The sequence below is a fragment of the Salinispora goodfellowii genome (assembly GCF_059570675.1).
This window is the reverse complement of sequence record NZ_JCANTD010000006.1, coordinates 103,694-115,309: the sequence shown is the minus strand read 5'-3', so window position 1 is coordinate 115,309 and position 11,616 is coordinate 103,694. Positions and strand designations below refer to the sequence as shown.

General features: G+C 70.0%; 10 protein-coding genes. 6 read left to right on the top strand and 4 right to left on the bottom strand.

What is annotated here, in order from left to right; translation table 11 throughout:
• Positions 1-112: 112 nt before the first annotated feature.
• Complete coding sequence (locus tag T398_RS09235) at positions 113-1,744, top strand: GMC oxidoreductase (protein ID WP_496445915.1); 1,632 nt, start codon at positions 113-115, stop codon at positions 1,742-1,744.
• A 38-nt stretch (positions 1,745-1,782) separates the two neighbouring features.
• Here the strand turns inward: T398_RS09235 and T398_RS09230 are convergent, their stop codons facing one another.
• Positions 1,783-3,009, bottom strand: a complete 1,227-nt coding sequence (locus T398_RS09230) for a cytochrome P450 (RefSeq protein WP_496445914.1) — start codon at positions 3,007-3,009, stop codon at positions 1,783-1,785.
• A 112-nt stretch (positions 3,010-3,121) separates the two neighbouring features.
• Here T398_RS09230 and T398_RS09225 point away from each other — a divergent pair, with 112 nt between their 5' ends.
• The gene (locus T398_RS09225) at positions 3,122-4,285 is read left to right on the top strand and encodes a steroid 3-ketoacyl-CoA thiolase (protein WP_496445913.1); all 1,164 of its coding nucleotides are present in this window, start codon (positions 3,122-3,124) and stop codon (positions 4,283-4,285) included.
• Positions 4,286-4,324: 39 nt separating this feature from the next.
• Here the strand turns inward: T398_RS09225 and T398_RS09220 are convergent, their stop codons facing one another.
• The gene (locus tag T398_RS09220; RefSeq protein WP_496445912.1) at positions 4,325-5,119 is read right to left on the bottom strand and encodes an SDR family oxidoreductase; all 795 of its coding nucleotides are present in this window, start codon (positions 5,117-5,119) and stop codon (positions 4,325-4,327) included.
• A complete protein-coding gene (locus tag T398_RS09215; RefSeq protein ID WP_496445911.1) occupies positions 5,116-6,276 on the bottom strand; it encodes an acyl-CoA dehydrogenase family protein in 1,161 nt (386 codons plus the stop codon). The genes T398_RS09220 and T398_RS09215 overlap by 4 nt, the downstream gene beginning before the upstream one ends.
• Before the next feature lie 153 nt (positions 6,277-6,429).
• On the opposite strand from T398_RS09215, the gene T398_RS09210 reads away from it, so the two are divergent.
• From T398_RS09210 to T398_RS09195, 4 genes are read left to right on the top strand one after another with little or no spacing between them, the layout of a single operon-like run.
• Positions 6,430-7,275, top strand: coding sequence for an enoyl-CoA hydratase (locus T398_RS09210; RefSeq protein WP_496445910.1), 846 nt, complete (start codon positions 6,430-6,432; stop codon positions 7,273-7,275).
• Positions 7,272-8,540, top strand: a complete 1,269-nt coding sequence (locus T398_RS09205) for an acyl-CoA dehydrogenase family protein (RefSeq protein WP_496445909.1) — start codon at positions 7,272-7,274, stop codon at positions 8,538-8,540. The genes T398_RS09210 and T398_RS09205 overlap by 4 nt, the downstream gene beginning before the upstream one ends.
• A complete protein-coding gene (locus tag T398_RS09200; RefSeq protein WP_496445908.1) occupies positions 8,537-9,544 on the top strand; it encodes an acyl-CoA dehydrogenase family protein in 1,008 nt (335 codons plus the stop codon). The genes T398_RS09205 and T398_RS09200 overlap by 4 nt, the downstream gene beginning before the upstream one ends.
• Complete coding sequence (locus T398_RS09195) at positions 9,541-10,632, top strand: acyl-CoA dehydrogenase family protein (protein WP_496445907.1); 1,092 nt, start codon at positions 9,541-9,543, stop codon at positions 10,630-10,632. The genes T398_RS09200 and T398_RS09195 overlap by 4 nt, the downstream gene beginning before the upstream one ends.
• Here T398_RS09195 and pip read toward each other — a convergent pair.
• The gene (gene pip / locus T398_RS09190) at positions 10,623-11,585 is read right to left on the bottom strand and encodes a prolyl aminopeptidase (protein WP_496445906.1); all 963 of its coding nucleotides are present in this window, start codon (positions 11,583-11,585) and stop codon (positions 10,623-10,625) included. The genes T398_RS09195 and pip overlap by 10 nt on opposite strands.
• Positions 11,586-11,616: the final 31 nt, after the last annotated feature.

The window sequence follows — 11,616 nt, the reverse complement described above, 5'->3', positions numbered from 1 at the left end:
CGAGCCAGTCACCACCAGGCGGGAGACCTGAGCCGAGGGACGGTCGGCGCGCGCCCGACGCGACCAATGGGCATCGGACACCGATCACGACCAACGACTGAAGGGGCCGAGCATGACAGGTACGAGCCTTTCCCGACGTGGCCTACTCCGGGCCACCACGCTCGGCGCCGGCGCCGCCGTCGCCGGGGCCGCTCTAGGCCAGCAGGCGGCCCAGGCGGGCGGTCCGGTACCCGCGTTGGCCGGAAAGACCGCCGTGGTCATTGGAAGCGGCTTCGGCGGGGCGGTCGCCGCCTACCGACTCGGCCAGGCCGGAGTGGTCACCACCGTGCTGGAGCGTGGTCGCCGCTGGGATGTGGACGGCTCCGGCACCACGTTCTGCAGCATCAATGAGCCGGACTGGCGGTGTGGCTGGTTCCTGGACCGCCCACCACTGGGCATCAATCTCGGCTCGGGAATCGAGAAGCGTGCTGGGTTGATCGCCCGCCACGACGGAGATGGAATCTCGGTGCTGAGCGGGACCGGGGTTGGCGGCGGCTCCCTCGCCATCGGGATGTTCCTACCGCAGCCGCGGCGCAGCGAGTGGGAACAGGCGTACCCGACCGAGGTCAGCTTCGACGAGATGAACAATGTCTACTGGCCCCGGGCTCGGCAACGCCTCGGCGCCGCGCCGATTCCCGAGGACGTGCAGAGCACCGGTCCCTACCGGGGAGCCCGCGCCTGGCTCGACTACCTGTCGGAGTTCAAGCAGACCCCCCTGCCCATCCCGTTCGCCGTGGACTGGGACGTGGTCCGCGCCGAACTCGCCGGTGACGCCGTGCCCTGCCACACGATCGGCGAGGGCCCGTACGGTAGCAACTCCGGAGCCAAGAACAGCGTGGACCGCAACTACCTCGCCTGGGCCACCGCGACCGGCAACGTGACCACACTGGCATTGCACGAGGTCACCGAAATTCACGAGGTGTCGGGCCAGGACAAGTTCGAGATCAGGTGCCGACAGATCGACGAGCACGGCACGGTCCTCTCCACCAAAACCTTCGTCTGTGACTACCTGTTCATGGCGGCCGGCTCCGTCTACACCACCTCGCTGCTGCTCACCTCCCGGGCCAAGGGCGGGCTGCCCCGCCTGGTCAACCAGGAGGTGGGTAAGGGCTGGGGCAACAACGGCGACTTCCTGGTGACCCGGATCAACCTACGGAAGGACGTCGGCCACGCCCAGGGCGGTCCGGGTAACGTCAAGTACATCGACGAGGACAACCCGTACGCACCCACCTCGATGGCGTGGGAGGCGGCACCGGTTCCCCGTTGGATGCCGCGCACCACGGCACACCTGGTGACCAGCATGGCTCCGGAACGAGGCGAGATTCGCTACGACCCGGATACCGGCACCGGCAAGGTGCACTGGCCGTACGGGGTGCTGGAGACCACCGGCGAGAAGGCGGCGGTTGACCTGGTTACCCGGTTGTGGTGGGAGACCGAGGGCCGCAAGGGATACCTCCTGCACGGGCTGCCTACCTATGCCCGGAACCTCGGCACCGGGCTCGGCGCGGCGAACACCTGGCACCCGTTGGGCGGGATGGTCATGGGCAAGGCGACCGACTTCGGCGGTCGTTGCCTCGACTACCCCAACCTCTTCTGCATCGATGGATCAATCCTGCCGGGTACGGCCTGCCTGGCCAACCCTTCCCTGACCATCACCGCGAACGCCGAACGCTGTATGGACCGGTTCCTCGCCGCGCACTCCTGACCCGCACTGGGGGCCCGGCCGCGAGCCGGGCCCCCAGTTCAGTGGTACTGCACCGGCAACTCTCGGATCCCGTTGATCCAGCCTGACCGCAGTCGCTGCGGGTCGGCCAGCTTGCTGATGTCCGGCATGTGGTCGGCGATCGAATTGAAAATCAGTTCGATCTCCAGGCGGGCGAGGTTCGCACCCAGACAGAAGTGCACTCCACTACCGCCGAACCCCAGGTGCGGATTGGGGCTACGGGTGATGTCGAACCGTTCCGGCTCCTCGAACACCGACTCGTCGAAGTTGGCCGACCCGTAGAAGAGCGCCACCCGTTGGCCGGCGGAAATCGCCTGTCCGCCCAGGGTGGTGTCAACCAGGGCGGTGCGTTGGAAGACGTTCACCGGGGTCGCCCAGCGGATGATCTCCTCGACCGCGCTCCGGGGGCGCTCGGCCTTGAACAGTTCCCACTGTTCTGGGTTCTCGAAGAAGGCCAACATGCCGTGGGTGATCGCGTTCCGGGTCGTCTCGTTGCCCGCAACCGCCAACAGCATCACGAAGAAGCCGAACTCGTCGGCGGTCAAGTGCTCCCCGTCGATCTGCGCGTTGACCAGCTTGGTCACCAGATCCTCGCTCGGGTTGCGTTGTCGCTCGTGGGCCATCTCCATCGCGTACGCGAGCAACTCGGCGGCGGCGGCCAACGGATCCACGCCGTACGCCGGATCGTCGTAGCCGATCAGCTGGTTCGACCAGTCGAAGACCTTGCGACGGTGATGCTGCGGCACCCCGATCAGCTCTGCGATCGCCTGCAACGGCAGTTCGCAGGCCACGTCGGTGACGAAGTCACCCGTGCCACGCACCGCTGCGTCCCGCACGATGCGCTCGGCCCGCTCCGCCAGCGACCCACGCAACGCGTCGATCGCTCTGGGAGTGAAGCCACGGGACACGATGGCACGTAGCTTGGTGTGCTCCGGCGGATCAACGTTGATCATGATGACCCGCTGCATCTCGAGATCCGCCTGGGTGGTGCCCGGCTGGTACCGGGCGATCGCAGTGTTCTCCCGGGTCGAGTAGGTTTCACTGTCCCGAGAGACCGCCATGACATCGGCGTACCGGGTGACCACCCAGTACCCGTCATCATCGAAACCAGCCGATCCCTTCGGTTGGGCGTTCCACCAGACCGGGGCCGTCCGGCGCAACTCGGCGAACTCCTCCCGAGGCACACGGCGCTCCAGGACGGCCGGGTCGGTGAAGTCAAATCCCACTGGAATACGCGGCTCAGTCATCGAACCTCCTACTGTAACCTGTTCTAATATTCAAACAGATCAAATGTTGTTTCGACAACGTAGCGTGAGCTCCGGCGCGGAGAACACGTTCGCTCTCCGAAGGGACGGTGCCATGGGCACTCCGGTGATCGTTGACGCGGTTCGCACGCCGATCGGCAAGCGGGGCGGCTGGCTGGCGGGGCTGCACGCCGCCGAGTTGCTCGGCGCGGCACAACGCGCCCTCGTCACCCATGCAGACCTCGACCCGAACACAGTCGAACAGGTCATCGGCGGTTGCGTCACCCAGGGCGGCGAGCAGTCCAACAACATCACCCGCACCGGCTGGCTACACGCCGGCCTGCCGTACGAGACAGGCTGTCTCACCATCGACGCCCAGTGCGGTTCATCCCAGCACGCCGCCCATCTGGTCGCCGGTCTCATCGCCACCGACGCCATCGAGGTCGGCATCGCCTGTGGGGTAGAGGCGATGAGCCGGGTACCGCTACGCGCGAATCTCGGCGTTGACGCCGGCACACCCCGACCGGCCTCGTGGGAGATCGACCTACCCAACCAGTACGTCGCCGCCGAACGAATCGCCGTCCGGCGAGGACTGTCCCGCACGGCGGTGGACGAGTTCGGCGTCCGCTCGCAGGCCAACGCCGCGCGGGCCTGGGCGCAGCGGCACTACGACCGCGAGGTCGTACCGGTGACCGCGCCGGTCCTCGACAGCGAGGGACAGCCGACCGGAGAAACCCACACGGTGGAGCGGGACCAGGGCCTGCGGGACACCACCCTGGCGGCGCTGAACCGACTGCGACCGGTGGTCGAGGGCGGGCTGCACACCGCCGGCACCTCGTCGCAGATCTCTGACGGCGCCGCGTCGGTACTGCTGATGGAGGCGGACCGGGCCCGCGCTCTCGGCCTCCGTCCACGGGCCAGGATCGTCGCCCAGTGCCTGGTCGGCGCCGAGCCCTACTACCACCTGGACGGCCCCGTGCAGGCGACGGAACGCGTGCTGACCCGCGCCGGCATGAAGATCGAGGATATTGATCGGTTCGAGGTTAACGAGGCGTTCGCCGCCGTTGTGCTGTCCTGGCTGTCGGCCCACCGTGCCGACCCGGAGAAGGTGAACGTCAACGGTGGCGCTATCGCCCTCGGGCATCCGGTGGGCAGCACCGGGGCCCGACTGCTCACCACCGCCCTACACGAGTTGGAACGAACCGCCACCCGCACAGCATTGATCACGATGTGCGCAGGCGGCGCCATGTCCACCGCGACTATCATCGAGCGCCTCTGACCCGCTGGCGGCGCTGCCCGCCGTTGGGTGCGGCGGCGCTCAGGGATGCTGGCTACTGACCGACACCACCTCACCGGTGAGATAGGAGGCGTAGTCGCTGGCGAGGAAGGCCATGACGGCCGCTACCTCCCAGGGCTGCGCCGCCCGGCCGAACGCCTCCTGGCCGGTGAGTTCGGCAAGCAGATCCGCACTGGTCACCTTCGACAGGTTGGGGTGCATGGCGAGGCTGGGCGCCACGGCGTTGACGCGGATCCCGTGGGGCGCCGCGTCCAGCGCCGCGCACCGGGTGAACGCCATCACCCCCGCCTTGGCCGCCGCATAGTGCGCCTGACCGGCCTGGGCCCGCCAGCCCAGCACCGACGCATTGTTGACCACCACACCACCGTGGCCCTGCGCCAGCATCTGCCGTAGCGCCGCCCGAGTACAGCGAAAGGTGCCGGTCAGAGTCACGTCCAGCACCCGCGACCACTCGTCGTCGGTCATCTCCATGACCGACGCGGTGCCGCCGAGCCCGGCATTGTTGATCATCACGTCCAGCCGTCCATAACCTGTCACGGCGGCGTTGACCAACTCCTCGACTGCCTGCTCGTCGGTCACGTCGCAGGGCAACGACCGGACCCGTCCCGGGTGGGCCGCCGAGAGCCGTTCGTGGCTCTCGGCAAGCCGCCGGACATGCCGGTCGCTGATCACAACGAGCGCCCCCTCGTCCAGGCAGCGCTCCGCCACGGCCGTCCCGATCCCGGATCCCGCCGCCGCGGTCACCACCACCACCTTCTCCGCGAGCAGTTCCCGACCGGCCGGGCGGAGCGGCGGCGTCGGGCCCGGGGGCCTCATCCGCGGGCCTGTCGCGGTAGACCGAGAACCCGCTCGGCGATGATGCCCCGTTGAATCTCGTCCGACCCACCGTAGATCGTTTCCGCGCGACCGAACAGGAAGAGGCGCTGCCAGGCGTCCAGGTCGTAGGGGGCATCCTGGGCAACCGTTCCGGCCGCACCGCGCACCTGCATCGCCAACTCGCCGAGCTGCTGATGCCACCGCGACCAGAGCAGCTTCACCGCGGACGCTCCCCGCCCCGGGCCCGACTGGTCCGCCTCGGCCATCGTCCGGAGGGTGTGCGCGCGCAGCGCCCAGAGCCCGACAGCGGCGCGGGCAAGCCCGTCGCGCAGCGCCGGCTCACCGGCGACACCGGTTTGTCGGGCAAGCGCCACCAGCCGGTCCAGCTCCCGCTGGAACCCGACCTGCTGGCCGAGCGTCGCCGCGCCCCGCTCGAACGCGAGGGTGCCCATCGCCACCCGCCACCCCTGGCCCACCTCGCCGACAACCATGTCCCGCGAGGTGCGCGCGCCGTCGAAGAAGACCTCGTTGAACTCCGAGGTACCGGTCAGCTGGCGGATGGGCCGCACCGTAATGCCGGGTTGCCGCATCGGCACCAGCAGATAGGAGAGCCCGGCCTGGCGCGGCCCGGTGCCGGCGGGCTCGGTCCGGGCCAGGAGGAAGCACCAGTGCGCCACGTGCGCCAGCGAGGTCCACACCTTCTGCCCATCGATAATCCACTCGTCACCGACAAGTCGGGCTCGGGTCGCCACGGCGGCGAGATCAGAGCCCGCCCCCGGTTCGGAGTACCCCTGGCACCACAGCTGTTCGACAGCGCGAATCCCGGGTAGGAACCGCCGGCGTTGCTCCGGCGTGCCGTAGGCGATCAACGTCGGGCCGAGCAACTCCTCACCCAGGTGGCCGACGCGCGCCGGGGCACCGGCCCGGGCGTACTCCTCGTGGAAGGCGACCTGTTGGGCGAGCGTCGCGCCCCGGCCGCCGTGCTCGACCGGCCAGCCGAGACAGGTCCAGCCGGCGGCGGCCAGCCGGCGGTCGAAAGCCAGCCGTTCGGGGTACGCCTCGTGCTCCCGGCCCGGCCCACCCGCCCCCCGCAGCTCAGCGCTGACATTCTCCACCAGCCAGGCGCGCACCGCCCGCCGGAACTCATCGTCGTGCACTGGTGTCACCTCCCGAAACGCGCGTAGGCTCACCCTACCAAGCACTTGCTTGCGTGAGGAGGTGTCGATGGAACACCGAGCAGAGCAGGAAAACCACACCCAAAACCCGACCGACAATCCACTCGAGCAGGTGCTTCGGCAGGAGGCAGCACAGTGACAGAGGACGAGCTGGTACGACTCGAACGCCAGGGCGCCACCGCGGTGATCACGATGAACCGGCCCCGCTACCGGAACGCCCAGAACTCGGCGATGACCTACGCCCTCGACTCCGCCTTCGCCACGGCCGTGAATGACGACTCGGTCGCGGTCATCGTGCTCGCCGGCGCCGGCGAGCACTTCTCCGCGGGCCACGACATCGGCTCACCCGGCCGGGACGTCGAGAAGAGCTTCGAGCGCCGGGCGGTGCTCTGGTGGGACCACGTCGGCCGGTCCGGCGCCGATCAGCGGTACGCCCGAGAGATGGAGGTCTACCTTGGCATGTGCCGGCGCTGGCGGGAGGTTCCGAAGCCGACCATCGCCATGGTGCAGGGTGCCTGCCTCGCCGGCGGGCTCATGCTCGCCTGGGTCTGCGACCTGATCGTCGCGGCCGAGGACGCGTACTTCGCCGATCCCGTCGTCCGAATGGGTATCCCCGGCGTGGAGTACTTCGCCCATCCGTGGACATTGGGCCCCCGCTTCGCCAAGGAGATCCTCTTCACCGGGGACCGGTTCGATGCCCGGCGCGCGTACGAGGTCGGCATGGTCAACCGGGTAGTCCCCCGCGCGGAGCTGCACTCCCACACCCTCGGTCTCGCGCAGCGGATCGCCGAGATGCCCCGCTTTGGACTGGCCCTGACCAAACGGGCCGTCAACCAGGCCGAGGATCTGATGGGAATGCGTTCGGCCATGGACGCCACCTTCGGTCTGCACCACCTCGCGCACGCGCACAACGCGGAGGTGGCCGGCGACGCGCTGGCCGGAATGGACGCCGCAAGCATGAAGGCGAGGTCCAGTTCGTGAGCCTGGCCGGCACGATGAACCTCGACCTCGACCACGAGACCCGCACGTTCCGGGCGGAGGTCCGGTCGTGGCTGGCCACAAACGTGCCCACCACACCGTTGCCGCCCGTGGACACTCCCGAGGGTGACCGAGCCCACCGGGCGTGGGAGCGGCGCCTCGCCGCGGCCGGGCTGTCGGTGGTGTCCTGGCCCACCGCCTACGGTGGACGCGAGGTATCACCCCTGCAGTGGCTGATCTTCGAGGAGGAGTACCACCGCGCGCGGGCTCCGGTCCGGATCAACCAGAACGGCCTCTTCCTCCTGGCGCCAACCCTGTTCACCCACGGCACGGACGAGCAGCGTGCCCGCCTGCTGCCCCGGATGGCGCGGGCCGACGACGTGTGGGCGCAGGCATGGTCGGAGCCGGAGGCCGGCAGCGACCTGGCCGGAATCCGCTCCCGTGCGGTCCGCACCGACGGCGGGTGGCTCCTGTCCGGGCAGAAGACCTGGAGCACCCGGGCGGCCCAGGCCGATCACGCGTTCGGGCTCTTCCGCACCGGGGTGGACCGCCACCGTGGCCTGACGTACCTGATGTTCGACCTCCGCGCCGCGGGCGTCACGGTCCGGCCGATCCAACAGGTAGGCGGTGCGACCGGCTTCGCCGAGATCTTCCTCGACCAGGTATTCGTGCCCGACGCCGACGTGCTCGGCGCGGTAGACCAGGGTTGGACCGTCGCGATGAGCACCACGGGCCACGAGCGCGGGCTGTCACTGCGCAGTCCGGGACGCTTCACCGCCGCCGCCGGGCGGCTCGTACGGCTGTGGTGCCAGGCCGGTACGCACACCGACCCGGCGCTGTCCGACCGCGTCGTTGCCGGCTGGATCGCCGCCCGGGCGTACCAGCTGCACAGCTACGGCACGGCCACCCAGGAGGCCGCCGACCGGACCCCGGAGCCTCCGCCACCCCCTGGCCGAGCCGATCGACCAGCGCAGGCCGGTGCGACGGCGCTTCGGGCCAGTGGCCACGCCGCCAGCATGACCAAGGTTTTCTGGTCCGAACTGGACGTCGCCCTACACGAGGTGGCGCTCGACCTGCTCGGGCCGCACGCCGAAACGCGCGGTCTCCGGACGGATTCGGCGGGCCGGGCCGGCGATGACGGCGACGCGGACGCCTGGCTGGACGGCTACCTGTTCTCCCTGGCCGGTCCGATCTATGCCGGCACCAACGAGATTCAGCGCACGGTGATCGCCGAACGGATACTCGGCCTCCCCAGAGGTCAACGATGAAGCTGACCCCCTCCGCGGAGCAGGAACAGTTCGCCGCCGCCCTCCACGCGATGTTGACCGAGGCGGACATTACCACGGTCGCCCGCCAGTGGGCCGCCGACGACCCGGCGCCCGGACAGCTGCTCTGGCGCCGGCTGGCCGAGCTCGGCGTGACGGGTCTGGCGGTGCCGGCGCGGTGGGGCGGCCTGGCCGCGCACCCGGCGGACATCGTCGTCGCGTGCGAGGAGCTCGGGCACCACGCCCTGCCCGGTCCGGCCGCCGAGTCCATCGCCGCCCTGCCCATGTTACTCACGACGCTCGGCGACGACGCGCTCTGCGAGACCTGGCTGCCCCGGCTCGCCAACGGAGAGGTGATCGGTACGCTCGCCGTGCCGCCGCACGTGCCGTACGCGACGGACGCTGATGTCGTGTCCCTGGTTCTCCGGGCGGATGAGCAGACACTGCGCCTCGGGGTGCCGGGGCCGCGACGACGCTCGGTGGACGACACCCGGCGACTGGTCGAGGTGGCAGACGGAGCGCTGCTGGCGACCGGCCCGGCCGTCGGCCCGGCCGTCGCCCACGCCCTCAACGCCGGCGCGCTGGCCTGCGCGGCGCAGCTTCTCGGAGCGGGCCACGCGCTGCTGGAGACGACCCTCCGGTACGCCGGCCAACGCACCCAGTTCGGCCAACCGATCGGGCAGTTCCAGGCGGTCAAGCACCAGCTCGCCGATGTGGCGATCGGCCTCGAGTTCGCCCGGCCGCTGCTGTACGCCGCGGCCGTCGCCCTCGCCGACCACCCGCCCACGGCTGCCCGCGACGTCTCCGCCGCGAAGGTGGCCTGCGCCGATGCCGCCCAGCGGGCGGCCCGCACCGCACTACAGGTACACGGGGCGATCGGGTACGCCCGGGAGTCCGGCCTCGACTCCTGGCTGACCAGAATCTGGGCGCTGGCTCGGACCTGGGGCACCCAGTCCTGGCACCGCGAACGGATCCGGACCGCACTAGCCACTGGAGCTCTGACATGACCGCGGAGCAGGAAGCCCTTCGGATGAGCGTCCGCGGTGTGCTGTCCCGGCACACCGCCGACCGGTCCACCACCGAGCGGACCGAGTCGACGGCGGGCGACGACACCGAGCTCTGGCAGGCGCTGTGTGGCCAGATCGGAGTGGCGGGACTCGCCGTACCCGAACGGTTCGGTGGGCTCGGCGCCGGCCTGGGCGAGGCCCATGTCGTGTTGGACGAGTTGGGCCGCACCCTCGCCCCCGCGCCGATGCTCGGCTGCGCGGTCCTCGCCGGCCAAGCCCTGCTGCACAGTGGGGACGAGGCAGCCTGCCGCCGGATCCTGCCCGAGTTGGTCGGCGGAGAACGGCTGGCCGCGCTCGCCTGGACCGACCAGCAGGGTGACTGGGATCCGCACCGACCCGCGTTCACCGCGACGAATGGCGGCCGGCTCACCGGCGAGGCGCACTACGTGCTCGATGCCCCCTTGGCCGACGTGCTGCTGGTCGCCGCGAGTACCCCCGCGGGGGTCCGACTCTTCGAGGTGGACCCGCACGCTGTCGGCGTCCGACGCCGCCCGGTCACCACCGTGGACCTGACCCGCCGGCTGGGGGTTGTCGTGCTCGACGGCGCGCCCGGTCGTCAGCTGGGCGAGGTGAACCCGCTGGAGCGGGTCCGGGACATCGCCTGCGTCGCGCTCAGCGCCGAACAGGTCGGTGCGGCTACTCAGGCGGTGGAGCTGACCGTGGCGTACGCGCTGAGCCGGGTGCAGTTCGGCCGGCCGATCGGCGCCTTCCAGGCGATCGCGCACCGGCTGGCCGACCTGCACGTCGTGGTGGAGAGCGCCCGCTCCCTGTCGTACGCGGCGGTGTCGAGCCTCGACTCCGACGCACCCGACGCCCACCTGCTCGCCGCCGGGGCCGCGGTCCACTGCGCCGAGGCGCTGGAGCAGGCCGCTGCGCAGATGATCCAGCTACACGGCGGCATCGGCATCACCTGGGAACACGACGCGCACCGCTACTTCAAACGCGCCCACGGGGCAGCTCACCTCTTCGGTCACCCGCGGGCACATCTCGCCCGGCTCGCGGAAGCGGTGATCGGCGTTCAGCGGTAGGAAGCACCGAAGCGGTCCAAGGCGGTGATGACCGCGTCCCCGACACCGTGTCCGGCACCGTGACCGGCCTCGTCGACGAGTTCCAACCGCGCGGCGGGCCAAGCCTTGGACAGTTGCCACGGGACGTCCACCGGGCTGCCCAGGTCGAGCCGTCCGTGGACCAGCACCCCGGGAATTCCGGCGAGCCGGTGGGCACCCGCCAACAACTCGCCGTCGGCGAACCAGCCGTCATGCGCCCAGTAGTGGGTAACCAGGCGGGCGAAGGTCATCCGGAACACCGGGTCCTCGAACCGGGAGTCGGGTTCACTGCCGGGCAGGTTCGAGACGAGTGCGTCCTCCCAGGCACACCAGGCGCGGGCGGCACGGTCCCGTACCGTCTCGTCCGGATCGGCCAACAGCCCGGCGTAGGCGGCGGGTAGGTTGCCGTCGCGTTCGGCGGCCGGTACCGCATCCAAGAACCTGTCCCACTGTTCGGGGAAGATCCGTCCGAGGTCGCGGGTGAGCCACCGATGCTCGGCCGGTGTGCTGGTGACGACGCTGAACAACACCATCTCGGTGACGCGGCCGGGGTGCCGCTGGGCGTAGCCAAGGCCGAGAGCGCTGCCCCACGATCCGCCGAGCAGCAACCACCGGTCGATGTTCAGGTGCACCCGTAGCTTTTCGATGTCGGCCAGCAGGTGCGGCATGGTGTTGGTCGACAGGTCGGTTCGGACGTCGCCCGCGTCCGGTGTGCTGCGCCCGCACCCCCGCTGGTCGAACAGGACTATCCGGTAGACGGCCGGATCGAAGAACTGCCGCCAGCCGGCGCTGGCGCCGGAACCGGGGCCGCCGTGCAACACCAGCGCCGGCTTGCCGAGTGGGTTGCCGCAGCTCTCCCAATAGACGAGGTGGCCGTCCCCGACATCGAGCAAGCCAGCCGCGAAGGGTTCGATCTCAGGATACAAAGGCAGCATCCGCGTGATTCAACCAGTTGAGCGCCGGCCG